Consider the following 22,978-nt stretch of genomic DNA (forward strand, 5'->3'; position numbering starts at 1 on the left):
TTTCGGAGGAATCTCCCACAGCGACTTTTCAAAACTTTGGAAATACGCCTCTAGAGCGGTGAGGACGGTTGGACCAAACCATGCCGTTAGTTCGAAGACTCGCAGAAACTCCCTGCGGTATATGGTTCTTCTCCGCCATTTCTAAGCGCCGCTACCAAACGCGAGACCGCGGCGACAACGAAACCTAGTGTGCAGCGGCGCAAATCTGTTCCGAATGCAGGTGATTTAACAGGTCGGCCAGGTCGTCGACGTCTTCAAGAGGAAGACCGCTTTGTGGGACATCGTTGACCGTAGCGACAGACCTGGCACGCACATCACACACGGCGAGGTTGCTTTGCAAATAGTGCGCCTGTGGCGTCCCGCGCAAGCGTGGACGGGCTGTCGTGAACGGAGCCAAAACCGTCTCCGCCCTTCGGGCTTCCATCCCTGACGCAAGACATATTGTGCTTCTCGCCGGGGGCAGTCGATCCCGCTTTTCCGCCTGCGGCGGCGCTATGCTGTCGCTCCTGCGGCTGCCCTTTCAATCCGGTCTCGGCACTGGCGAGTTGTCGTCGCTCCGCTCCGCCTGATACGCCGTTTCCTTTTTTTGTTTTTCATTTTTGTTTTTCTAAGGGGCGGCCGCCCCTCGCGCGCGCAAGGCATCCCAACACGGAACGACGCATCCACCCGCATCCCCTGAAGAAGGGGCCCCTCGGGCGGAGCCTCGGCGTTCCGCATTCGGAGCCTCCTTGCCCTTGCTACCCCCGGTCTCGCCGACGGGCAGGGTTGCAGCAGCAGCTGCAACCAGCACCGAAAGAGGCGAACCATGCGAGATATTTATCAGACCATCACCAATCAGATCGTTACGGCGTTAGAGCAAGGCGTCAGGCCGTGGCACCAGCCATGGAACGCCGCGCACATGGAGGGGCGCGTCGCCCTGCCGCTGCGCCATAACGGCGTGGCCTATCGCGGCGTCAATGTGCTTGCCCTTTGGATGCAAGCCATGGCGAGCGGTTACGCCTCGCCCGTCTGGATGACGTTCAAGCAAGCGCTGGAATTAAAAGCCCATGTGAAGAAGGGCGAGAAAGGCAGCCTTGTCGTCTATGCCGACAAACTCACCCGCACCGAGACGGACGCCAAGACCGGCGAGGAAAGCACCCGCGCCATTCCCTTCATGAAGGGCTACGTTGTTTTTAATGCCGAGCAGATCGAGGGCTTGTCCGACCTCTATTACGCCAAGCCAGCGCCGCAGACGCCGACCATCCAGCGCATCGCGCGGGCGGAAACTTTCTTTGCCGCGACCGGCGTTACCGTGCGGCATGGCGGCAACCGCGCCTATTACAGCGTCAGCACCGACCATGTGCAGATGCCGCCGCTTGAGAGCTTCTCTGATGCCGGAGCCTATTACGCGACCCTCGGCCATGAAACTTGCCACTGGACCAAACACCCGACCCGCCTTGACCGCGACTTTGGGCGCAAGCGCTGGGGCGACGAGGGTTACGCGATGGAAGAGCTTGTCGCCGAGCTTGGCGCGGCCTTCCTTTCCGCCGACCTCGAACTGACGCCCTCGCTTCGCGACGAACACGCGTCCTACATCGACTCGTGGCTGAAGGCGCTGAAGAGCGACAACCGCGCGATCTTCGCCGCCGCGTCGCATGCGCAACGCGCCGCCGATTTCCTGCATGGGCTTCAGTCCGGCATTTCAAACGACATTCCGAACGAGGTGGCCGCGTGAGCCGCCGCGTGGCCGCAGCGTGCGAGCACGCTGCGGCCAGCATCACGCAACAACAACCAACAACAAAAGGTGGCTATGGCCGCCATTCGCCCCGCGAACAAAGCTGCGCTGTTCGATGTACTCGATGCCGCAGGCATCACCCGCGTGGTCATCGAATTCGACGGATCGGGCGACAGCGGCCAGATCGAACGCATCACGGCACTTACGGGCGACAAGCTGACCGATCTGCCGGAAGGGCAGATCGAATTAGCGCGCGTTCTGTGGGGCGGTTCCGAGATCGAGCGGGCCACGACCCCGATCCGCGATGCCATCGAGCAACTCGCCTACGATTGCTTGGAAGAAACGCATGGCGGCTGGGAGAACAACGAAGGAGCCTATGGCGAATTCACGTTCGATGTCGCCTCGCGCATCGTCACGCTCGATTACAATCAGCGCGTCGAGGATTCCGTCTTTTCACAGCACGAATTGTGAGGGGGACGAACATGGGACATTGCTATCACCACGCCCTCTCTTCCGTGAGAAAATGGGGCGGTTTGGCGGAGGATTATCTCCCGCTGCATCAATGGTTCGACGAGTCGAAGGCCATTACCGCCGACTTCCGGCACCGCGCCCTCCGTCATCACGCCGAAGGCATATTCATGTTGGAGCGGTTCTTCGGCTCGACCATAACCGTTTCGACCGGACGTATCGTGCCGGTGCGGTTGATCGGCGAACAGCATGTGCGCGAAGACCTCGGCTTCATTCCGAGCTTCACCGACTGGGTACGTTGTATCCGTCCCAATCCGTGGATGGGTCGAGCGCAGCCAATTCATCGCGAGGTCGATCCTTTCGTCTCCAACGTTCGGGCGAAGGATGGCGCTACGACATGAGCAACCGACAGAGACCAGCCAAGACCATCAAACAAAAACCAACAACAAGGAGAAAGACCATGACTGCCACGACACAAGCCCCCGAAGCCGCCGTCACCCAAACCGGAGCAACATTATTCATTCCGTTGCACCGTTTGAAGAAGTCGCCGCAGAACGCGCGTAAGACCCCGCATCCGAAAGCCGACATCGAAGCCTTGGCCGCGAGCATCGCGGCCAAGGGCTTGTTGCAAAACCTCGTGGTCGAGCCGGAACAGAAAGATGACGGCAAACCGACCGGCTATTACCTCGTCACCATCGGCGAAGGACGGCGGCTCGCGCATCTGCTTCGCGCCAAAAGGAAGGAGATCACGAAGGCCGAGCCGGTGCGCTGCATCCTCGATACCGCGCACAACGCGCATGAGATCAGCCTCGCCGAGAACGTGATCCGCTCCGCCATGCACCCCGCCGACCAGTTCGAGGCTTTCGCCAAGCTGCACCGCGAGGACGGCATGGCGGCCGAGGACATCGCCGCGCGGTTCGGCGTCACCGCGACCGTGGTGAGGCAGCGCCTCAAACTCGGCGCGGTCAGCCCCAAGCTGATGCAAGCCTACCGCGACGAAGAATTGTCGCTCGACGAGCTGACCGCCTTCGCCATCACCGACGATCATGCACGGCAGGAACAGGTCTGGGATGAATTGCCGCCTTACCATCGCAGCCGCGATGCGATTCTTCGGGCGCTCTCCGAAGGACAGGTATCGTCCGACGACCGCCGCGCGGCGTTTGTCGGAGCCGAAGCCTATCAGGCGGCTGGCGGCACCATCATCCGCGACCTGTTCGACGAGGACGGCGGCGGATTCTTCGCCGATGCCGCGTTGCTCAACCGGCTCGTTCGCGAGAAGCTCGCGACCGAAGCGGCGAAGATCGAGGCCGAGGGCTGGAAATGGATCATCATGGAGTCGGAGTTTAACCACGAGATGACTGCCGGTATGCGCCGCGTCTATCCCGAAGCCGCGCCGCTCAGCGATGAGGATCAGGCGAGGCTTGGCGAACTTGAGCAACGCCACAACGCGCTCTCTGACGAGGATGACGGTTCCGATGACAATGCTGCCGAGCTGCAAGAGCTTGAAGCCGAAATCGACGCGCTGACCGGAGCCGAACAGTATCAGCCTGACGATATCGCCATCGCTGGCGCGTTCGTGTGCCTCGACCATCGCGGCGAACCGCGCATCGAGCGCGGCTTCGTCCGCGCCGAGGACTGGAAGGCCAAGCCATCAAAGAACAACGCCGAGCCGGACGGCGAAGGCGGAACGACCGATCCGCGCAAGCCGCTTTCGGAAAAGCTTGTCGCCGAGCTGACCGCTTACCGCACCGTGGCCTTACGCAACGCCTTGGCCTTGCATCCGGCCACGGCGCTGACCGCTGTTGTGCATGCGCTTGCTGCCGCCGCGTTTTTCTCGCGGAGCGACAGGGTGTCGTGCCTTGAGATCACGCCGCGCTCGGCTTCGCTGGCGTCCCATGCTCCCCGCATCGACGAATGTCCGGCGATGGCCGTCATTGCCGAACGGCATGCGGCATGGGAGCGGCGCATGCCGGACGACACCGCCGAGCTTTGGGGATTCGTGGCGCGGCTGGATCAGGCGGAGCAATTGGAGCTTCTGGCTCATTGCGCCTCGCTGACGCTGAACGCGATGCACCTGCCAAAGCACCGGACGGAGACAGCAGCCTCGACGCATGCCGAGCGCCTCGCCGAGACGCTCGGTCTCGACATGACAGCCACATGGACGCCGACCGTTGAGAGCTACTTTGGCCGCGTCTCCAAGGAGCGCATCGTCGAGGCCGTGCGCGAAGGCGTCTCGGTTGAAGCCGCCGCCAACTTGATGGACATGAAGAAGCTGGCGATGGCCGAAGCCGCCGAGCGGCGTCTCGGCGGAACCGGCTGGTTGCCGGAATTGCTGCGCACCGGCCCGGTAGCCGATGTGCCGCCAGCAGCTTGAGGCGAAGGACGGTCGCCGCTCGCTCGGCCAGCGTGCGGCGGCTGGCCTCTCGGTCGAACCGGCCTTGTTTGCGAACATCCCTCCGCGCCGTTGAGCCGGATGATCGCTTCCGTATCGCCTCGCTTTGCACGCCTTGCTTCGAATGTTGTCCCGCGCTCCATTTACGGAGCCAGCCGCTCGCCCTTGTTGGTCAAGTCATAAGACGCGGCAGGAGCCAGGGGGCGTTGCCGCTCATTTCCTCGACGATCCTTTCGACTTGGTAGCCAGCACCGGCGGCTTCGAATTGATGGGGCTTATGCCCGCGCGCGCGTCACGTTCAAGGCCGCTCGTTTCGGTCGCCTGCGGCTCCCTGCCAACTCCGCGCCCCCTTCGGGGGTGCCTGCGGCAACCTTTGAACGCGCCGCTGTTTCGCGCGGGCCACGGTGCCCCATCGAAGCCGCGCAAGGTGCATGGCTTCAAAACTGAAGACGAAAGGAAGATCCCATGACCAAGAACACCACCCCTCCGAGCCACCGCGTCTACGCCGTAACCAAGAACGGCAAGCGCAATTTCTGGCAACCGATCGGAGCGATCTGGCCCCACGACGACGGCGAGGGCTTCAGCATGAAGCTCGACTACCTCCCGCTCAACGGCGCCGACATCGTCATCCGCAAGCCGAAGGCCGAGACCGAAGAGTCCGGTGAAGCCGCCTGATCCTCCGGGGCCGCCTCGCAAGAGGCGGCCCCTTTTCTTTCATCACCAAAGGAGATTTCAGCCATGAAGACCATTTACGTTCCGTGCCGTCCGAGCTTCGAGCTCGGCCAGATCGTCGCCACCCCTGGCGCTCTGGAAATGACCACCAACGCGCAGCGCCTCGAATGCCTCAAGCGTCATTCGATTGGCGATTGGGGCTGCGTTTGCGGCACGGACTGGCAGGCCAACGATGAAGCCGTGAAGGACGGCGACCGCATCCTCTCGGCCATCCGATCGATCCTGCGAAGCCGTGCAGGGGCTTCGGCGACAATACGCTTTGGATCATCACCGAGGCCGACCGGAGCGTCACCACTTTCCTGTTGCCCGACGAGTATTGACCACCTGCCGCCGCTCGCTGCCATGCGCAGCGGGCGGCGGATTTTCTGCAAAGACCCCCGAGGTGGACGCTTCCGCCGAGGCTGCGTGAGATGGCGAAGCCGGACCCGCCGGTGCCATCTCGGCGAGCCTACCGGCCCGATTTGAACACAGGGGTATTCAGCCGCTGCCGGCCTCCCAGATTGACCGCCGATTGAGCCGCCAGGCGACAGGTCGCTTGGCTGCACCGCGCTACGTAGTCACCTTCCTGGGGCATCCGCAGTGAGCTTCACCGAGTGCTGGCGGTCATGGTCCGGTGACGCAAGCTTGTCATGCCAATGTTGCACACTGAGGTATGCAATCGCCAAGGCTGAGAGGATTCATCTCGGGCTGAATTCTGCATTCATTTGTGTGTCTGTCTTCGCGATGCTGCAACCAAAATCTGGTAGGTTGTTACGTGAATGTGGCAGTTAGGGACGTGTGCAAGCCATGTGATGTTACACGGAAATTGCCTCCGGCATTCCACGTCACATCACACCACCGTATGCTCGGTGGTTAGCTTGGCAAGGGGCGTAGCCCCGTTGCATCCCTAGGCGGAAGCGTTCCTTCCGCACATGCACACCGACGCAGGAGTCGTACGGCGTGGCGAGAGAAATGGTGGGACATGGTGGTAGCAGACAGGCAGCCTCGCGGCGAGGCCGAAAGGCTGCTGAGGACCCCAAGACCAGTTTTATCTCAGTACGCTGTACCGCCAAGGAGCGTGCCGATATCGACGCTTCAGCAACCAAGGCCGGTCTCAGCATCGGCGCATACCTTCGTGTGCTTGCCCTCGGTAGCGCAGGCCCGCGCGCGGTGCGGCGGCCTCCGATCGAGCGCAAGGAGCTGGCCCGCCTCTTGGGCCATCTCGGCAAGGTCGGCTCCAACCTTAACCAGTTGGCCCATGCCTTTAACCAGTCCGGCCGGACCCCAGCGCTGGCCGAGCTGACCTCCATGCGTGAGCATGTGATGGAGCTGCGGGATGCGCTCATGAAGGCGCTGGGCCGTGATTATTAAGGGCACATCCTGCGCCGGGGCGGCCCGGCTGGCCGCCCACCTGACCCGTACCGATACCAATGAACGCGCCACACTGAAAGAAATCCGGGGCACGGCCGCCGATGACCTCGCCGGCGCACTGAAGGAGATAGAGGCGACCGCCGCCGGCACGCGCTCGACCAAGCCCTTTTACCACGGCTCGATCAACACCCGTGCCGACGAGCGCCTGACCGACGAACAGCGCATGTACGCGATCGACAAGCTGGAGAAGGCTCTGGGACTTATCGGCCAGCCACGGGTCGTCGTCGTCCATGAAAAGGAAGGCCGCGAGCACTGCCATATCGTCTGGTCGCGCATCGACCTCGAACGCATGGCCGCGATCAGTGACAGCCATAATTACCGCAAGCATGAGGAAGTTGCTCGCAGCCTTGAGCGGGAATTTGGGCATGAGCGGGTTCAGGGCGTGCATGTCGAACGGGACGGCAAGGCGCGGCCCGAGCGCACCCCCAGCCACTCCGAAATGCTCCAGGCCGACCGCACCGGCATCAGCAACGACCAGGCCAAAGAGCTGATGACGGGAATTTGGAAAACCACCCGCAACGGTTCGGAGTTCAAAGCCGCGCTTGAAGAACGAGGCTGGATACTGGCGCGCGGCGATCGCCGGGACTTTGTTGCGATCGACCCTTTGGGCGGCATCCACAGCCTCGCCCGCCGTATCGAAGGCGTGAAGGTCGCCGATATCCGTCAGCGTTTTGCCGATCTCAATACAAGGGATCTTCCGGGCGTTGCCGATGCCAAGCAGGTTCAGCGCGGACGGGTTGCACAGGCCGAACGCCAACGGCCCGCGCCATCCCGTGAGGCTGGCCGTCGGCCAGAGCCCTTTGCCGCAGGAAAGGCAAAAGCGCCGGCCTCGCCGCGAGGGCCGCGCATGAAGCCGTCGCCGGTCCGGGTTGGCGACACCCTGTTCAACGCGCTCCTTGGCGAGAAGCCAGCGCCGAAGCCAACAATATCGGCATCGCGTCTCGAAGAACAGGAAGCGTCGAAGCGGCGGCAAGACCTGTTCCGGCAATTGTCGCGCGAAGTGCCACCAGAATCCGAACATGACGCGATCATCGAGCATGATCGCGGGCGAGAGCGAACGCGGGGGTAACAGGCCCGGCGCAGGGGCATCGCCGGAGCCGAACTCAAGTCAGCCCCGGAAGAAGTCGGGCAAGACGTCGCTATCCGGAAGTTTTCGCCTCGCTGCTCGCAGCCTCGCAACGAGCAGAATTCTATCCCGCGCCTTCTGTGTCGTCAGGTTCAAAGCAGCGAACGACGAAACTTTCGCCCAACGGATGATGCCCCACCGTCCTGTCGGGCATGGTGGTATGAGCCAGGCACAGCTTGTCGATCTTATCGCTGCAACGGAAGGCAAGATCACCTGGGCTGAATATTTTCAGAAATGGGGCGGCGGCGGTCCAACATTGTCATAGGTCATCACCCTACCGTTCCAAATCTATGCGATTTGTGCTAACATCTTCTTCAATCGAGAGGCTTTGAATCAGGAGGAACAATGAAAGACAGCGAGCCAAACACAACGGACCGAATAAGCGCCGAAGAACGTGCGCGGCGAAAAGTGTCGGTTGACTACGCGCGTGGCAGCGTTCGCCTTGAGGGTTTTGTCGTGTCTTCTTTTTTCGACGAAATGAACCAGCGCTATATCGATGGCGAGATCAGCGGCGAAGAATTGACCGCCGCGATCCTGGCTCACCACAAACAATGAGGGACGAAGCTGCGGAGCTTGCTCAACAGAAAGCCCGGGAGGAGCGCGAGGCTGATCTTGTTGCCAATCGCATCAGAGAACTCCGCATCGATCCTATTAAAGGCGACTTCGACGCTAACCATTTGAAGGCTGTTCACGCCTATATCTTTCAGGATTTGCCGCACCATCAACCGGGCGTAATGCGCGATGATACGGCGGAAACATGGGTCAAGCATCGCGCACTCGAAGGTCGTCCGGTTGCCTATGACGTTCCCTATGTGAGCCAGGACGTGGAGGACAAGATCGCAACGACACTCGAACAATTCGGCGGTCCGGAAGCCATCAAGGGACTGGCCCAGGACACCGCTGCGGCGCGCATCGCCGAACTGTACAGCGATCTCGACTATGCGCACGGATTCTACGAAGGCAATAGCCGGACGCTTCGCGAGTTTACCCGCGAACTGGCGGCGGAAGCCGGATTTGCACTCGACTGGGCCAAGCTGGACGTCGGCGCCGAAGAACGCAACGAGCTGTACGTTGCCCGTGATCTCGCCGTGCTTGAACGCGCGTTTCCGAATCTAACACCCGAAACGGCCATGCAGACCGACGATCGCACTGAGTATGAAGCCTCCTTTGTCATTGAAGGGCTTAAGCGTGCCGTTGGCGACAGGCCTCTTGAAGCGATTATCCGCGAGAGCCTAAGCTTTGAGCGTCAGCTTGAACGCGGGAACGAGCATGAGGCCGCTACCGAACACGGGCACGAATTGGACAGCGCGGTAGCCGGCATTGCGCGCTTTGCGGAAGGCGTCGCAGATATGGCAGGCAACGCGGTCGGGGCCCTCGCCGACGGTTTGGCCGACCTGTTTGGAGGATCATCGGGAGGTTTGTCGAAGGAGATAGAGAGACCACCGCCCGTCCCTGACAAGCAGCCCTTGGTGCAAGACCATTCAACACGGCAAACCGAGAATGAGCACGTTACGCGGCGCGCGCAACTGTTCAGCAACCTTGATCGAGAGGTGCCGCAAGAGATTGAACGCGACGCCGAGATTGACCGTGATCGAAGCGGACGAGAGCGGTAGCGACCACGGCGTCTTCCACTTGGTTTCTACACTTCGTAATAGGGATTATGCTTAGCGCGCTTCGCACATTGGTCAATCTTCCAGTATGGCGGGGCGAAGAAGCGGGTGGTGTTCTCCATGCCTGCGAGGAAGAAGAGGCCCGTACCTTCCGTGAATCCCATCAGTTGGTGCGGCAGGTAGAGTGCTCGGCCGACTTGATTCCAGCTCATGCTTTCGCTCTTGCGGCCGGTTTCGGGAGTCAGACTTTCGCTGGTGTTTGCCGCGATCAGTGTTGTCTGCCCGGCCCGGCGCGACATCCAATCCGCCGTCGTCAGATCGTTCGGCGCGAATCCTTGCACGACACCGGCATTGGCAAGAAACGACTCCCAGCGTTCCTTATAGAGCGCCTTGAGCTGAGCAAGATCCTGGCAAATTCCCGCTATCTGCACCTTGTAGCCGCGCACGAGGCCGAAGGCATCTTCAAGCGGGCCGAGATGGCCGAGCGCCGGCATCTCGTCAATCATGAGCAGCGTCCGCAAACCGCCCGCCCGGTAGAGTGAGCGTAACGCCGATACGACCACAAGACGCAGCCAGGTGCTATGGGTCCGCATCCGTTCGGCAGGCAGAATGACGTAAACCGTCGTCGGCTTGTCCTTCAAACCGCGAAAGTCCACCCCGTTCTTTCGGAGGTCGTCGCGCATCGGCTTTGAGAGTAGCCAACGCGTCTGGGTATCGGCAGTTGATCGAACGCTCGCCATTTCGTTGGTATCGCGGCCCGAGAAGCGTCCGACAAGGCTGGCGATTTCATAGCCGCCATCCGCAACCATCTGTGTCGCCGTGTAGCGGAGGCCTTCGACCAACCGCTCCATGAGCTTGCCGTCTTCGGTATAGCGCTCGAAGCGGTCAGGCGCGGTCAACAGCGCGCGGACATTTTCAAGATTGGCGGCGTCGCCCTTTTTCAGCTTCTCCCACATGATGAGAGCGACGATCAACCCTTGCGCGGATTCCGTCCAATGCGGATCCTTGCCTTCGAGCTTGATAAGGGCTTCGCCGAGCGCCGCTGCGTCGTCGTAGAAGGTCGGGGATTTCGGATCGAGGGCAGCGAGCGGGTTGAAGCCTGCCGAACCGAGACCGAGAACATTGAAGGGATTAAGCAGGATCACATCGCCGATCGTGCGACGGTAGTCAGCGGTGACGGCAGCCAACTCGCCCTTGGGATCGATGACGATCACCGATCGATCTTCGATGCTGAGAAGGTTGGGTATGAGAAACCGGGTTCCTTTGCCCGTTCCGTTCGGCCCGAACATCAGAAGATGCCGTTCGCCCCCGTAAGCGATTTTGTCGCCAGCACGTTGTGCCGTGTCGTCGTAATGCCGCCCGAGGACAATACCCTTCGCGTCGTCGTCACCGCCTGCCATGGCTGATCTCAATCCGGAAAACTCTGGTCATGCAGCGATGCCGACTGCTTGTCGCCGCGCGCGGCGGCCTTGGCTTCGGACTCCGAAGCCGGTTTGGCCGCGCCGTAGACGCCGGTGTTTCGTGATAGAGGCTGGCTGGAAGCGCCAAGGCCGACGGCGATGAAGGCCGTGCTGACACCGAACCAAACGATCAATTCCCACGGGCTCCGAAACCACCCGAAACGCAGCGCTGCGAAAGCCGCCAGAATTCCGAGAGCGACGAGCACCGCCATCAGGGCCAGACCGATCCTGTCGATCTTTCCTATTCGAGCGAACGGGCGTCGGTCCATCATAGGCGTCATTGCCTCGACAAAAATGACAGATTCATGAAGGCATATCGATGGCGTGTTATCGCGAATGTTAGGTTCCATGCTACTTGAGCGCGACCTGAAACGCGACTAGTAATCGAGCTTGAGGCAACGGTGCAGGCAGGAGGCTGGGGAATGGCACCTCCGGAGGTCGAGGAAAAGAGCGCGTCAACTCCGCTCGAAGCCGAGCGCACGCGTCTTCGCAACGAGGGCTACACCGAAGCCGAAGTCAGCCAGATTCTGATCGCCCGCGTGACCGGCCAGAGCCAGCCGAATGCCGGCGGCCAAGGTGTCCTGTCCAATGTCATAAGCTCGATGGTTGCCGTCGGAGGCTATGCGCGGGGGACGCTGTTTTCGATCCGGAGTGATATTGCCGCCATCTTCGATAGCACGGCACCGACGCCCGTTCGCGCCGTAGCTTCGGCTTCTTTGGTCGTGAAGTCGATAGTGATCGCCGTGCTCGGCTATGCCGCCTGGCAGGAGTGGAAGCAGCACATCGTCAGTGCGCCGGAAATCGCGGCGCAAGAAGTACAAATCAAACAAGAGACCGCCCGGAACGCACCCGTGCTGCAAACCGCGACGGCGGAAGCGGCGGCCTCCGAAGCGAAAATCAAAGAGGCCACAGCCCGGGAAGCGCTACGCCGTCAGAAAGCCGAAGCCGACGAAGCTGTCGCTCGCGCCTGCAAAACCCGCATGGAACAGTTGGCGCAGAATATGTATCCAAGCGACTTTAGTGCGGACGGATCCACCGTGAAAGCCGGGTCAAGGACGGCCCGTATGATTGAGCTGTACAATAAGGATTGTAGCCCAGATGTGGCCGCAGCGAAACCGCCGGCTTTTGATGATGCAGTTGAGGGATACAAAGGTATCAAGAAGATACTGATGGAGGATTCGCTGGGGTCACCCAACAAGGTTGCTGATATGGATGCGTCGATATCTGCATCTTGCTTAATGGGAGTAAGGACCTTCACGGCCTTGCAACTCGGCGATGCAGGCTCGGATGGGATGGTGGGCGACAGCATTCCAGTATGTAGCGGTGCCGATCTTGCTTACAAGCTCGAAGAGATCACGAACGTCGCCCTTGGTTCACCGCACGATCTTTCCAAAGCTCCCGACGAAAAAACGAAAAATGTTTGGGCGAGCCAGGATGTCGCGACAGACATAAAGCAATGTACGGATCGAAGGCAGAGTTACGCTGACCTTCTTGCGTGTTCATGTGTCGCGGGTGCGACGTTTGGCGCGACGAAAGCCATTCCCACAGGCGACAGCCGCGCGCGGCAAAGCGTCATGGAAGAAAGCAACACCGTATGCCGGGGGCTTTCGGTCAAATTCGCTGAATCGGACGGTGAGATCGCGGCTAAAAAATACCAGGACTTCCGCCGGCTGATCGCTTCACTTCGATTGATCGCTAACATCAATGAAGAGCACAAGGCTGGTCGTTACGACGAGGCTTTCGAGCTTTCGCAAAAAAACGTCGCCGCCGAAGAAGCGCGGGAAATAAAGGACAAGGGCAAAGCCGGTGACGCAACCGCCGGCGCACTGGCGAACCTCTCATGGCACGCGCTGTTTGCCCGCAAATATGCCGAGGCAATCGCCGCCGCCAACCGCTCTATTGAGCTGAAACCGAACGATCTTGTGCCAGAAACCAACCGCGCCCATGCCCTTATGATGCTGGGGCGAACCGCCGAAGCAAGGGCGATTTATTCAGCCCACAAAGGCGAAAAGATTAGAAGTAGCCGGGTATGGGAGCAGGTGATCGCGGATGATTTTGCCGAGCTTCGCAAGGCCGGAATCACGCATCCGCTGATGGAGGAGATCGCGGCGGACTGGCGTCTTTCCACACCCGCCGTAAAGGCCGAGGCACCGCCACCGGCCTCGCCACTGCGCCTGACGGCCTCGACACCGGCAGCGGTACTACCCCTGCCTCCTATAACCGCCAGTCCTCCTCCCGATCCGGACATTGAGGCGGCGCGCCGGTACAAGCTCGCGGCGGACCGGGGCGATGCAGAAGCGCAACTCGACTTGGGGAAGATGTACGAAGCCGGCCGTGGTGGCCTGCCGTCCGATCCGCAGGAGGCGGCGCGCTTCTATAAGCTGGCCGCCGATCAGGGGTATGCAGAGGCCCAAGTGCAGCTTGCCTATATGTACGAGAACGGAAATGTCTTGCCGAAAGATCTGCGCCAAGCCGCGAGACTGTACCGCCTCGCTGCGGATCAGGGAAATGCCGCCGGCCAATCGAACCTCGCTGATTTTTATGAGCGAGGCGATGCGGGATTACGAAAAGATGCTTGCGAAGCCATGCGCCTTCGCAAGCTTGCCGCCGATCAGGGCAACACGTATGCGGCGAAGAACCTTAAGGAGATGAGGGTCGGAAGGTGCAAATCATAGCCCTTCCTATCTCGGATTTATACATCGGGGTGAGCGCGAGATTTGCGGATCGGGTCGGGGCAAGAGCATGGAAACGCCGGATCAAGAGGACAAACCCGCAGCAAGCCCCCTCGACGCCGAGCGCGCGAAGCTCCGCAAGGCCGGTTATACCGACGCGGAAATCAGCCAGATTTTGATTGCGCGGGCAGTCGGCACTCCACAGCAGCCGGCGGCACTCGCCGGCCAGGGCGTCTTGTCCAACGTCACAAGCTCCCTTCTAGCTATTGGCAATTATGCACGCGGTACGCTTTTTTCGATCCGAGACGATGTTGCCGCCATCTTCGATAGAACAGCGTCGGCTCCTGTTCGAGCCGGAGCTACGGCATCCTTGGTCGTGAAGGTGGTCGTTGTGGCGGTGCTCGGTTTTGCCGCCTGGCAGGAGTGGCACCAGCACATCATTTTTCAGACGACGATTGCCGAGTCACAGGCGACGAAAACGGCGGCGGAGGCAGCGGTCGCAAAAGAATTAAACGATGCTCAGACGCAGAAGTTAAGGGAAGAAGCGGCTGTTGCGAATAAAGTCAATCAGGCTCAGGCAGAGAAAATTCGCGCCGAGGAGTGTACCGCACGAATGCAGGCGGCTTTCAACGCTATTCCCCTCCCGCAACTGCAGGACATGGCGAAGAACGGTATACCGGAGGACAATGAAAAACTGATGCAGTTGATGCGCGATTGCGATCCGACATTCGCCAGCCGGACGGTGGAAGCGGAAGCTGTCTGTGTCAAGGAACTCAAGGCCATTCTTGCCCCCATCGACACGTTCTTTACCTTCACCAAACTCGATGACCGCATCAGGCAATTTTCCGACTCGCTCCGCGAAAGCATGTCTTCGTTCAAAGCCAGATGCCCCGTTACCAATACCATTAAAACATACACAAATCTAAAACTGGGCGAGTTCGATATACTCGTCAACAAATTCAACGGTGAGGAGCCGTTGGGAAAAGATGCCTCGCCGCAACGAGTCTACAACGTGTGCGTGGGCACGCTTAAAAACGTAGTATTTCCCAATCGATCCGACTTGGACGAACAAATAAAGAGAGATTGTGCGACGATTGCCGTACCGTCGGCGTTGACTGCCAACCCTGCAACGACCGAAGCGGCCAACCCCGACCCCGACGGGCGTCTATCCACGCGAGGCGTAACGGATTCGGCATCACCACCTGCAGCCGAGAGACAAGCCGCCCTCCCGGTCAGGTTCAGGCCTTACAACAATGTGGACATGTATGGCGGTGATATTGCAGTCATCCGAAAAATCGAATTGTCCGACTGTGAGGCTGCCTGCCGTGCCGATTCGAACTGCATCGCCTACAGTTACGACAAGTGGAATAAGAGTTGTTACCCGAAATCGGAATTCCGTGAGTTGTTGCTCGACGCTCGCTCGATAACGGCCTTGAAAGGCGATGCACCAGTACCGATCTCTTCACGAAACAGGGTTCATTTCGATCGATACCGCAACAAAGGCTTTCCGAAACAACCACAGCAGAGCCGGACGGCCCAATCCTTTGAGCAATGTGAAGCGATGTGCGGGCTAGCCGATTGGTGCGCGGCGCTCACCTTCTATAGATCGACGCACGAATGCCAGCTCTTGCAAACAACCGACGAGTATTTTTCAAACCTTGACGCCTACAGCGCCGCGAAGAGCCAGGCCAATTGATAATGGGAAAGGCGCGCGCGTCCTGAATTCGCGGCGTACGATCATAGCCTGCTCCGAGACGCCTTCATCAGCGTGAACCACGGCTTCGGAGCGCTCAGCTTTCCTCTGGTCGTTACATGCCACCCGGACTTGGCGGTTTGTGGACGGCGGCGGCGGCAGTCGGCTCCGCTTTTGCGGGCGTCGGCGCGGGTTGCGCCGTCGGCTCTACGCCTTGCGCCCGATGTTGGTCAGCCGCGTCCGACTTGGCCACAACCTCCGCATGGTCGAGCTTCAGCGCTGCCACATTCGACCGCGAGCCGGGCTTATTCGGGAGCGGAGACGGGTCGGAGGACGCGGACGCCGCTTGATCGTTTTGGGTGCGACTCTCCGCCTGCGCCAGCTTGTTGACCCGATCGAGATTGCTGGCGGGCGTATCGCCGGCCGGTTTGGCGTCACCGGGCGCGGCTTGATCGGTGCCTGAAACCGCCGCGGGGTCAGGGGCGGAGAGTTCTTTTATCTTCGTGGTATTGTTTCCTCTTTTGTCACCCGCGTCCTTCGATGCGTTCCCGCCTGGTGAATTCGCGCGGGAATCAATCGCAGCTTTCATTCCATTCAGATCGACGCCCGCGCCTCGGCTCCTTGCCGAGAGGAACTCGGCCTCTCGGCTTCCCGTCTGCGATACAGCAAACCAAAATTATCCGACTGTCGCGATTAGCTGGCCACGTGTACCAGGATCACCGTTAGGGCCGCGCTGTCCATAGTTTCCACTCGGGCCGGCCGGCCCGGCTGGCCCACCAGAGCAGTAGGTGGACCCACCGCCGCCCGACCCACCTGGGCCTCCCGCACCGCCTGGACCGCCGGGACCACCGTCGCCGCCCGTTCCTTCGAGCGCAGTAAATCCAACTTGGTCAACTTGGACGGCCAAACGGCCCTTCAGAACTAACGTTCCACCATTTCCGCCTCGACCGCCACGTGCTCCTTGTTCTCCGTCTCGGCCGGGTTCACCGCGGCCTCCAGCTCCACCACCATGAGCACAGTCAAACAAATGATCAGCCGCATGGTCTCCCGGAGCGCCGGGCGCGCCGGCCGGTCCAGGACGACCAACGCCACCCGGTTGTCCGTTTTGGCCAAACAAATTGACCGTCAGGACACCGTTGCCCACGAGGCCTCCGTCGAGAAGAACTCGGCCCGCGCTATTTCCCGCTCTTCCAGTTATTCCGGTTACCGCCGGTGCGGTCTGCATATCCGGAGTGGTGAAGGAAAGAATTTGTCCTCTCTCCGAAACGATTTGCAGTGCATCAATCTCAAGCTGAGAGCCGTTGGTGATGATCTTTGCGCCGTTTCGAAGTTCGATGCGCTTGAGCCTCAATGTCACGTCCGGTGCCGAGCCGGGTTGCCCGATGACCAGCGTTCCCCCATCCAAAATTAGCGCGGGCTGCGACGCAAGCCATGTGCCGATCTGGGTATCTGCTGGAGGGCGATTGAATGCTGCAGTCGGCAAATCGGAAAGCGATACCGTCTGCGCGTTAAGAGTGATGTCGCCCTGCCCGCCGCTCGTTGACTGAGCAAACGCTAATAGCGGATCGCATACTAGAAGCGAGACAGTAACAAGAACGCTGGCCCTGAGCTTCGGAACGCCAAACGTGCAGATTGTCGCCAAATCTAAGCGCATAGCAAATTTCTCCGATTATTTGATAAGCGCTCTCATACAATCACCGGTGGAATACAAATTGATGACGGGAATCATTTTGCGCGCCGCTTGTCATTTGCGTTGCCTAGCTGTGAACTCGTTGCTCGATTTGCGGCTTTGTCTTTGAAACGGCGGCCTTTGCTCAGGCTTCCGCAGAGATCACGAGAAGCACCTTCGCAAGGACTAGACCAGGCGGATCGTGAGAGCGGCTTCACGCTCTTCCGATCCGCCCGTGGCGTCATCTAATTGTGACAATTTGGTGGTGATTGTATCCCAATACAATCACTGGTGATTCCGCAAAGGTCTCCCCGAGTCTTGCGGGCATTTAATTTTCGCTTGTTGCGCGAGCAAGGATGCAAGACATGAATCTCGAAATTTCAGTTGCCAGCCCCCATGGCGTTCCAAACGATATCGACATTCATCTTCTCTACGACCAAATACAGAAAGAAGTGGACAGTCTTCCGACGAAAACAACAAAGAACGAGACCGTCGCGAAAGACAACCAACTGGGCGACTTGTCGCTCGTAACGTGGGTTGTGCAGCATTTCGATCAGATCGTGAATACGTCGGCGATGGCCGTGAAGATCGTGCAGACCATCAATATCTTGGTCCAGGCCTTGCTACCGAAGCAGGGTAAGATCGGAGATAAGCCGGCCCCGAACATTCCACGCGTCGCCTTCTCACTCAAAACCGAGAAGGGCGAAGTTCGTATCGAACGAAATCTGCCGCTGTCGGACGAAGACATGGTAACGCTGCGTACCGAGATTGCTGCTGCCTTGGACAAGGCAGGCGCAGCAAACAAGCGCAGTTGATCCCTCATGCGTTTTGGCATGATTTTGTGCTCGAACGAACGGCTCGCCGATGGCGGCATGCAGATTCGTCCCGAAGCTCTCAAGCGCCTAACCGCTCGCTGGTCGCTCGCTATCGGCAGAGATGGCCCGTTGGGAAAATTCGGATTTGGATGGAAAGACCAGTCATCTCCTCTGTTGTTTCGCAGTCGTATCAGCAGCGAATCCAAAGAAGGGCCTTACGAGGATCGCGCGCTGCCTGCGACGCGCGGAACTCTCTTCAAGAGTCTTGACGGGCTCAATCCAACGCCGGACGATGAGCTATTCTTCTATTACTATGGTCACGCCTACATCTTCGATCGCGATGACATTATCCTGAGTCTCGAAGGCGCGCGCCTTCGAGACAAACGGCACACGTTTCGACATTTGGTTGAGGAGTTCGTCAACGCGGGTTTTCGCAAGATCTACTTCGTCCTCGACACATGCCACGCCGGTCGGCAAGTCAACGTTCTCTCCAACTACGAAAATCATGTCTACGGGATTTTCGCATCGAGCGATGGAGCACCTGCGGTAAGCGGTTCCGATATGGGTTTGCTTTCCGAAGCAGTCCTTTCCCGACTCGATGTTTCGAGGCTGCACAACACAGACAAGCGGATCGACCGTCGCAAGCGCGGAATGACCGTTGCGCGGTGCTTCATGGAGGCGATACGCAATGTCTCAGGTGCGGATGAAATGCTAACTCCTCCGGTTACGGTTGGTAAGATCGGCGACGAGAACGTAATCTATCCGTACGAACCGACGGTCCCCGACGAGCTCAATGCGCTCAGCCCGGCCCGTTCCATTTACCGCAAACTTCACGCCATCTTGGTTCAGTGCGCCGCGGTGCCGGGTGGTCAAACGTTCAGTCAGGCGTATGGCGCACTCAAGAAGCAACGCTTGTTTTGGACTCGCGAGGCTGGCCCTAACGGAAAACCGGAAATTGTGTCTCCTACGCGCGTCGGCGAACTTGTTGATTTTCTCACGCAGCTCGGACTCGTGGAATCGACCCACGAAAGGCAAGTTCGCCATCTCAAGATTTCGCCGCAAGGGCGTAACGCGGCGCGCCCCGACCAGTACAATAAGGCACTTCTTCGAGCGATCGAGGATCACGTCTTGCCGGAGGGATTCGATCTCAATGCCGTCCGAGACATTACGTTCGAGCTCATGAACGACGCCGAAATCCCAAATGCCTACTATGTGGCCGAGAAACTGAAGTCAAAAGGCGCCCGAATCACCAAGGAGGCCGCCTTTAAAATGTCCTTCCTTATCCTCCCTTACACGCTTAGATTTCGGAAAGTCACAACCGACACCATCTTTCCGGAACTACTTTAAGGAGGCCAGGATGAAAGAATTCACGATGATTGAGCCGTATCACCACAACTTACGGATCAACTCTACCAACTCCTCGTTCATGATAGGCAAGCACGACATTGCCGATGGCGAAGAGGTCATACTACGTTCCTCAAATCCGTCTTTTGCCGTAAAGGTCAAGATCTTCAAATCGGATAAGCGGGACCTGCCTCTCTTCTCCGAGCGGGAGGCCGACGAGATCGCCGGCAAGGACTCGCTTTATTTGATGTGGCTCATTTGTCGGCAGTTCACTGTTGAACAACTCGATCGCGGTATCACCTATATCGAGCATTCGCGTCCGTCCACCTTGCCAATTCCGCGCAGGACCGAGAGACCTTCGCGCGGCGCGACCGCCGGCGGCTGCGCCTTGGCTTAACGCCCGGTGCCTCTCCCGATCGCTCGCAACGGGCGTCAGCCATCCTAGCTGACGTGTTCTATCCCTTGATGTTGGGTAGCGTCTTCTTTCGAAAACGTCCCATCCACCTCGTTCTTGTCGTCGATGGCGACGGCGATAACGCCAACTGGACCCAGATCGACGCGGCTTGGAAGCACAAGGACAGCGATGGCATGAACATCGTGATTCCGCCCGGCATCATGATCTCGGGCAAGCTCGTGATCCGAGCCGCCAAGAGCGCTCCCGCGCAGGGCTGTCCGCGAGCCAGCGGCTCCGCTTCCTCGGAAGCGTAGCCGGTTTCGCCGTGTCAGGGCGAGAGGTCGCAACGCGCTAGCGCCCAGCGGATGTTGCGCAAGGTCGTCAGCGCCGCATCGTGCTCGGGTGAGCCTTTGGAAAGAAGCGACAGCTCGACTGTGATCTGCGCCAGGAGTCCGCAAAGCTCGGTACGCGTCAGGCGCATCAGTTCGTTGATTGTCAGGATATGCATGAATTCCTCCATCGTTTTTCGACCGCGCCAATCGCGGCCTTCTGGCGGAGGCCGTTGCGACGAAGGAGGCGGCTGCATCGCTTGCGACGGAAACGAAGAGGACGAGCGCTTTAGCGCTTGCAGCCTTAGCCGACGAACGGTGCGAAAAGTCCACAAAAGGACGGAGTTGGGCGTGGTGTGAGATGGAGGAAGCGAGTCTGAAGAATTCAGCAGAACCTGCTCGATTTTCTACGTATCGTGGGCCTTGCCGTCCGTTTCCTGAAGGGACCAGTCGTCACGCCGAATTCTTGTCAGAAGACCGAGCATCGAAGGTGCTGGCATCGTTATGAAGAGAAACGGCCGGGTAATTGCCACGGCCGTTTCAACCATCATGCTTGGCTCTGCTCAATCAAAGCGAGCGAGTCGTGTCGCGAAACACCTCAATAGCAATATAGAGAGGGCCAATCGCGACCAACATCCCGTACGCGCTCTTGGGCATTTGGCCAAACTCGCGGTTTCGCCATCTTGCGACAAGGCGCCTCCAAGCGCTTGGGAAATGCCTCGCCACCTCTCCAAGACCGAAAAGCGCGTAAAGGATCAGGAATGTGAATGCCATATTCCCGATCCAACTGTGCACCCTGGCCTTCATGAAGGCCATATTTTCGATTCCGTTTCGCACATCCGTCATCGCGATTTCTATGTTCTCGATCCAGTTTCGCACCTTCGTCGTCGCCAAGTCGGTTTGCCGAATGACTTCCTCAACCCGCCAATCACGATCCAGTGGCGCCACCGCAGCGATGAACGTTGCGGCCAAAGTCAAAGCCAGCAACCAACCCCAAGAAGATTTTGTCATGAGCTTCCTCCGTTTCAGAACCGATCAGAATCGAACCAAACCTGACCAACGCTAACCCTGCAAAGCTGAAAAAACAATATAAAGATCAATTGGTTAACTGAATAAAGATGCAAATACTCCTACCGTAATTTTCATGCCCCAACAGGCATCGCCAATGTGATGGGCGCGAACATGCAAATTTCACGTTTCCCTGAAAATTTCGCCGTCTCATGCGATTGCCTGAAATATTGCTGCAACCTATTGTCGCGACATTGGTCTTCCGCACTCGGTCCATTCCGACCCCGTCATCAGGACAAACATCGATGCAGAAAGTCAAATCTGGCCCGCCGGATTCGGAGCGCTATAGACGCTGTTCGCATGCGCATGACCTGGTGGCCGAGAACGATGATCTACGAAGGAGCATGGCCAACGACATCGAGAGTTTCTTTCAAAATAATGGTCACGCGCTAACGCCCTCTTCGAAAACTCGTTACGCGAAACATCCTCCAAAGAACGGGCCCCATTGTGCGCTTATGCTTACATATGATGAGAAGCACCTGATCCCATTCCTGGAGAAAGCGAAGGCGTCTCGCGATCTACTCGGTAGAGTTCGTGACGCTTTATCCGGGGCCGATGAAGCGGATGTTCCTCTCCCCAAAATCGACCTGACGACCCGCGGAAGTCCACGTGTGATCGCTGCACAACTCGATCGGCCAATACCTCCCTCAGAGATAACTCGGGTAGCCCTCCAGCATCTTTTCGGCATCACTAATCGACATTACTCGCTCGTAACGGGTTTGGATGGCGATTATTTTTGCTACCGGCTAAGTGCAAACGACGGGGAGATAGTACGAACTCATCTGCACGTTGAAAATTTATTAGATGAAGGAATTTTGCGATTTGAAAACTGGCATCGCCGCGGTGGCAAGAACTGGATCGTTAGAGGATTTGGAATCGTCGTGGAGGCCATCACCTATTTGTTTGGGCATGCAGTCGCGGAGACCGACCCGAACAAAGGCCTAGGCTTGCGATCCTATGCACTGCTGAATTTTGAAAGCTACGGATGGTTCGTGGGCACGGTGACATCAACGTACGACAGTCAGAATCCGATCGCGGCGCGCGTCGTTGTGATTCCGGCAGAACAACACAAGACGTTCAAAACGATGAAGCCAGAAATATCAGATGCCGATCGGCGCGATATCGTAAAAAAGATGATCGAGCAGAAGGTCACAAAAAACAACTTTGATCAGGAGTTTAATTTCGATGGAGAAGCACCTGAGATTCCATGGTTCACCCAGCTGCAATGTTTAATTTGGAATGCAAGCTTTACGACGATCCGCGGCAAACCTGATGAGCTCGATAATAACTGGCTTCGACAATACGAATTACTCTTCGAACTTCAGCGTCGAGCTATCGGAATCACACGGCAGACCGGGCCTTCGACCCCTTTCCTATTATTTGCCGAGAACATGGATAGTTTCATGCCGGACGATTATCGGCTTGAAACTGCGATTAGGAGGCCGTATAATGATACCTCCACGGAGAAGGATTAAGTTCGAGGAACTTTCGCAATTCTGGTTTCGGCAAATGAATGAGAACAAAAAAGTATGAATTTGTAGAAGACGACCAAATATTTTATTTCGGCCTTCGACTTCGACGTATTCGCGCTCTTCGCGATATTCCGAATGTCAGAATTGGCGATCTCGGCGGCTACCTTCAACACGACCAAAATCTATCGCATGAGGGCAATTGCTGGGTTTCCATGGGTGCGGCCGTGCTCGGGAATGCGCGTGTGTCCGAAGATGCACGCATCTGGGACCAAGCAATGGTCGGCGGTTATGCGCGGGTGCTCGGCCAAGCAAGGGTCGTGGATCAGTCACGAGTCCATGGGTATGCTCGCATACTGGGCGAGGCAGCAATTTACGGATGCGCAGTCATACGGGGTTATGCCGTGATTTCGGGAACGACCGAAATCGGTGGGGAGGCGAGAGTATCTGCCCAACAGCCGCAACGAGGTTGGGTTCACCCCCGCTTGGTCAAACCAGAATTTCTGCTTCCGACTTTGAAATGAACTTTCATTTCGAGGGCGCGCCTAGGAATGCCGGACCAGGCTCCAACTTCCAGGACGTGATGATGGAAGCCGTGCCCGCTTTCCTCTGG

24 protein-coding genes are annotated in these 22,978 nt (G+C 58.5%); 18 read left to right on the forward strand and 6 right to left on the reverse strand.

From position 1 onward, the window contains the following. Positions 1-805: 805 nt before the first annotated feature. The 10 genes from ACP2YP_RS04465 to ACP2YP_RS04510 all read left to right on the forward strand — a co-directional run bounded on the left by ACP2YP_RS04465 (position 806) and on the right by ACP2YP_RS04510 (position 9,455). On the forward strand, positions 806-1,714 hold the full coding sequence (locus ACP2YP_RS04465; protein WP_426422547.1) for an ArdC family protein: 909 nt from the start codon (positions 806-808) through the stop codon (positions 1,712-1,714). Positions 1,715-1,789: 75 nt separating this feature from the next. Next, entirely contained in the window at positions 1,790-2,185 is a 396-nt protein-coding gene (locus tag ACP2YP_RS04470) for a DUF6878 family protein (protein WP_426422548.1), read from the forward strand. An 11-nt stretch (positions 2,186-2,196) separates the two neighbouring features. After that, a complete protein-coding gene (locus ACP2YP_RS04475; RefSeq protein ID WP_426422549.1) occupies positions 2,197-2,583 on the forward strand; it encodes a DUF6915 family protein in 387 nt (128 codons plus the stop codon). A 59-nt stretch (positions 2,584-2,642) separates the two neighbouring features. Further along, on the forward strand, positions 2,643-4,556 hold the full coding sequence (locus ACP2YP_RS04480; protein WP_426422550.1) for a ParB/RepB/Spo0J family partition protein: 1,914 nt from the start codon (positions 2,643-2,645) through the stop codon (positions 4,554-4,556). A 483-nt stretch (positions 4,557-5,039) separates the two neighbouring features. Continuing rightward, a complete protein-coding gene (locus ACP2YP_RS04485) occupies positions 5,040-5,249 on the forward strand; it encodes a hypothetical protein (protein ID WP_426422551.1) in 210 nt (69 codons plus the stop codon). Between the two features lie 63 nt (positions 5,250-5,312). Further along, positions 5,313-5,771 (forward strand): hypothetical protein, encoded by a 459-nt coding sequence (locus ACP2YP_RS04490; RefSeq protein ID WP_426422552.1) that lies wholly within the window; start codon positions 5,313-5,315, stop codon positions 5,769-5,771. Between the two features lie 474 nt (positions 5,772-6,245). Next, positions 6,246-6,656 carry a plasmid mobilization protein gene (locus tag ACP2YP_RS04495; RefSeq protein WP_426422553.1) on the forward strand — a complete coding sequence of 137 codons (411 nt, stop codon included), beginning with the start codon at positions 6,246-6,248 and terminating at the stop codon, positions 6,654-6,656. After that, the gene (locus tag ACP2YP_RS04500; RefSeq protein WP_426422554.1) at positions 6,646-7,785 is read left to right on the forward strand and encodes a relaxase/mobilization nuclease domain-containing protein; all 1,140 of its coding nucleotides are present in this window, start codon (positions 6,646-6,648) and stop codon (positions 7,783-7,785) included. The genes ACP2YP_RS04495 and ACP2YP_RS04500 overlap by 11 nt, the downstream gene beginning before the upstream one ends. A 402-nt stretch (positions 7,786-8,187) precedes the next feature. Beyond that, positions 8,188-8,397: an antitoxin VbhA family protein gene (locus ACP2YP_RS04505; RefSeq protein ID WP_426422555.1), complete on the forward strand. Its 210-nt coding sequence runs from the start codon at positions 8,188-8,190 to the stop codon at positions 8,395-8,397. Continuing rightward, positions 8,394-9,455, forward strand: a complete 1,062-nt coding sequence (locus ACP2YP_RS04510; RefSeq protein ID WP_426422556.1) for a Fic family protein — start codon at positions 8,394-8,396, stop codon at positions 9,453-9,455. Before ACP2YP_RS04505 ends, ACP2YP_RS04510 begins: the two co-directional genes overlap by 4 nt. A gap of 26 nt (positions 9,456-9,481) precedes the next feature. Here ACP2YP_RS04510 and ACP2YP_RS04515 read toward each other — a convergent pair whose 3' ends face one another. Further along, complete coding sequence (locus ACP2YP_RS04515; protein ID WP_426422557.1) at positions 9,482-10,852, reverse strand: type IV secretory system conjugative DNA transfer family protein; 1,371 nt, start codon at positions 10,850-10,852, stop codon at positions 9,482-9,484. 8 nt (positions 10,853-10,860) lie between these two features. Then, on the reverse strand, positions 10,861-11,262 hold the full coding sequence (locus ACP2YP_RS04520; protein WP_426422558.1) for a hypothetical protein: 402 nt from the start codon (positions 11,260-11,262) through the stop codon (positions 10,861-10,863). A gap of 72 nt (positions 11,263-11,334) precedes the next feature. On the opposite strand from ACP2YP_RS04520, the gene ACP2YP_RS04525 reads away from it, so the two are divergent. Beyond that, the gene (locus ACP2YP_RS04525; protein WP_426422560.1) at positions 11,335-13,587 is read left to right on the forward strand and encodes a hypothetical protein; all 2,253 of its coding nucleotides are present in this window, start codon (positions 11,335-11,337) and stop codon (positions 13,585-13,587) included. 67 nt (positions 13,588-13,654) lie between these two features. Further along, on the forward strand, positions 13,655-15,280 hold the full coding sequence (locus ACP2YP_RS04530; RefSeq protein WP_426422561.1) for a PAN domain-containing protein: 1,626 nt from the start codon (positions 13,655-13,657) through the stop codon (positions 15,278-15,280). A 112-nt stretch (positions 15,281-15,392) separates the two neighbouring features. Here the strand turns inward: ACP2YP_RS04530 and ACP2YP_RS04535 are convergent, their stop codons facing one another. Both ACP2YP_RS04535 and ACP2YP_RS04540 read right to left on the reverse strand, forming a co-directional pair. Further along, a complete protein-coding gene (locus ACP2YP_RS04535; protein ID WP_426422563.1) occupies positions 15,393-15,866 on the reverse strand; it encodes a hypothetical protein in 474 nt (157 codons plus the stop codon). A gap of 332 nt (positions 15,867-16,198) precedes the next feature. Beyond that, on the reverse strand, positions 16,199-16,369 hold the full coding sequence (locus ACP2YP_RS04540) for a hypothetical protein (RefSeq protein WP_426422565.1): 171 nt from the start codon (positions 16,367-16,369) through the stop codon (positions 16,199-16,201). Positions 16,370-17,311: 942 nt separating this feature from the next. On the opposite strand from ACP2YP_RS04540, the gene ACP2YP_RS04545 reads away from it, so the two are divergent. The 4 genes from ACP2YP_RS04545 (at position 17,312) to ACP2YP_RS04560 (ending at position 19,813) form a co-directional block, all read left to right on the forward strand. Then, positions 17,312-17,761, forward strand: a complete 450-nt coding sequence (locus ACP2YP_RS04545; RefSeq protein ID WP_426422567.1) for a hypothetical protein — start codon at positions 17,312-17,314, stop codon at positions 17,759-17,761. 6 nt (positions 17,762-17,767) lie between these two features. Next, entirely contained in the window at positions 17,768-19,108 is a 1,341-nt protein-coding gene (locus ACP2YP_RS04550; protein WP_426422569.1) for a hypothetical protein, read from the forward strand. Between the two features lie 10 nt (positions 19,109-19,118). Further along, positions 19,119-19,502, forward strand: coding sequence for a hypothetical protein (locus ACP2YP_RS04555; RefSeq protein WP_426422570.1), 384 nt, complete (start codon positions 19,119-19,121; stop codon positions 19,500-19,502). Between the two features lie 68 nt (positions 19,503-19,570). Next, on the forward strand, positions 19,571-19,813 hold the full coding sequence (locus tag ACP2YP_RS04560; RefSeq protein ID WP_426422571.1) for a hypothetical protein: 243 nt from the start codon (positions 19,571-19,573) through the stop codon (positions 19,811-19,813). Positions 19,814-19,827: 14 nt separating this feature from the next. Here ACP2YP_RS04560 and ACP2YP_RS04565 read toward each other — a convergent pair whose 3' ends face one another. Beyond that, positions 19,828-20,007: a hypothetical protein gene (locus tag ACP2YP_RS04565; RefSeq protein ID WP_426422573.1), complete on the reverse strand. Its 180-nt coding sequence runs from the start codon at positions 20,005-20,007 to the stop codon at positions 19,828-19,830. Positions 20,008-20,395: 388 nt separating this feature from the next. Then, entirely contained in the window at positions 20,396-20,839 is a 444-nt protein-coding gene (locus ACP2YP_RS04570; protein ID WP_426422575.1) for a hypothetical protein, read from the reverse strand. 401 nt (positions 20,840-21,240) lie between these two features. Here ACP2YP_RS04570 and ACP2YP_RS04575 point away from each other — a divergent pair, with 401 nt between their 5' ends. Together ACP2YP_RS04575 and ACP2YP_RS04580 are read left to right on the forward strand one after the other, a co-directional pair. Beyond that, positions 21,241-22,371: a hypothetical protein gene (locus ACP2YP_RS04575; protein ID WP_426422576.1), complete on the forward strand. Its 1,131-nt coding sequence runs from the start codon at positions 21,241-21,243 to the stop codon at positions 22,369-22,371. A gap of 38 nt (positions 22,372-22,409) precedes the next feature. After that, positions 22,410-22,889, forward strand: coding sequence for a hypothetical protein (locus ACP2YP_RS04580; RefSeq protein ID WP_426422578.1), 480 nt, complete (start codon positions 22,410-22,412; stop codon positions 22,887-22,889). The last annotated feature ends 89 nt before the right edge of the window (positions 22,890-22,978 follow it).

The sequence above is a fragment of the Bradyrhizobium genosp. A genome (genome assembly GCF_049949275.1).
GTDB lineage: Bacteria > Pseudomonadota > Alphaproteobacteria > Rhizobiales > Xanthobacteraceae > Bradyrhizobium.

What these genes read in the sequence shown, in the direction of transcription:
- ACP2YP_RS04560 (WP_426422571.1), top strand. Translation starts at nt 19,571, where the DNA reads ATGTTGGGTAGCGTCTTCTTTCGAAAACGTCCCATCCACCTCGTTCTT.
- ACP2YP_RS04530 (WP_426422561.1), top strand. Translation starts at nt 13,655, where the DNA reads ATGGAAACGCCGGATCAAGAGGACAAACCCGCAGCAAGCCCCCTCGAC.
- ACP2YP_RS04475 (WP_426422549.1), top strand. Translation starts at nt 2,197, where the DNA reads ATGGGACATTGCTATCACCACGCCCTCTCTTCCGTGAGAAAATGGGGC.
- ACP2YP_RS04515 (WP_426422557.1), bottom strand. Translation starts at nt 10,852, where the DNA reads ATGGCAGGCGGTGACGACGACGCGAAGGGTATTGTCCTCGGGCGGCAT.
- ACP2YP_RS04555 (WP_426422570.1), top strand. Translation starts at nt 19,119, where the DNA reads ATGAAAGAATTCACGATGATTGAGCCGTATCACCACAACTTACGGATC.
- ACP2YP_RS04525 (WP_426422560.1), top strand. Translation starts at nt 11,335, where the DNA reads ATGGCACCTCCGGAGGTCGAGGAAAAGAGCGCGTCAACTCCGCTCGAA.
- ACP2YP_RS04470 (WP_426422548.1), top strand. Translation starts at nt 1,790, where the DNA reads ATGGCCGCCATTCGCCCCGCGAACAAAGCTGCGCTGTTCGATGTACTC.
- ACP2YP_RS04580 (WP_426422578.1), top strand. Translation starts at nt 22,410, where the DNA reads ATGAGAACAAAAAAGTATGAATTTGTAGAAGACGACCAAATATTTTAT.
- ACP2YP_RS04520 (WP_426422558.1), bottom strand. Translation starts at nt 11,262, where the DNA reads ATGGAACCTAACATTCGCGATAACACGCCATCGATATGCCTTCATGAA.
- ACP2YP_RS04510 (WP_426422556.1), top strand. Translation starts at nt 8,394, where the DNA reads ATGAGGGACGAAGCTGCGGAGCTTGCTCAACAGAAAGCCCGGGAGGAG.
- ACP2YP_RS04535 (WP_426422563.1), bottom strand. Translation starts at nt 15,866, where the DNA reads ATGAAAGCTGCGATTGATTCCCGCGCGAATTCACCAGGCGGGAACGCA.
- ACP2YP_RS04485 (WP_426422551.1), top strand. Translation starts at nt 5,040, where the DNA reads ATGACCAAGAACACCACCCCTCCGAGCCACCGCGTCTACGCCGTAACC.
- ACP2YP_RS04570 (WP_426422575.1), bottom strand. Translation starts at nt 20,839, where the DNA reads ATGACAAAATCTTCTTGGGGTTGGTTGCTGGCTTTGACTTTGGCCGCA.
- ACP2YP_RS04505 (WP_426422555.1), top strand. Translation starts at nt 8,188, where the DNA reads ATGAAAGACAGCGAGCCAAACACAACGGACCGAATAAGCGCCGAAGAA.
- ACP2YP_RS04545 (WP_426422567.1), top strand. Translation starts at nt 17,312, where the DNA reads ATGAATCTCGAAATTTCAGTTGCCAGCCCCCATGGCGTTCCAAACGAT.
- ACP2YP_RS04565 (WP_426422573.1), bottom strand. Translation starts at nt 20,007, where the DNA reads ATGCATATCCTGACAATCAACGAACTGATGCGCCTGACGCGTACCGAG.
- ACP2YP_RS04480 (WP_426422550.1), top strand. Translation starts at nt 2,643, where the DNA reads ATGACTGCCACGACACAAGCCCCCGAAGCCGCCGTCACCCAAACCGGA.
- ACP2YP_RS04465 (WP_426422547.1), top strand. Translation starts at nt 806, where the DNA reads ATGCGAGATATTTATCAGACCATCACCAATCAGATCGTTACGGCGTTA.
- ACP2YP_RS04490 (WP_426422552.1), top strand. Translation starts at nt 5,313, where the DNA reads ATGAAGACCATTTACGTTCCGTGCCGTCCGAGCTTCGAGCTCGGCCAG.
- ACP2YP_RS04575 (WP_426422576.1), top strand. Translation starts at nt 21,241, where the DNA reads ATGGCCAACGACATCGAGAGTTTCTTTCAAAATAATGGTCACGCGCTA.
- ACP2YP_RS04550 (WP_426422569.1), top strand. Translation starts at nt 17,768, where the DNA reads ATGCGTTTTGGCATGATTTTGTGCTCGAACGAACGGCTCGCCGATGGC.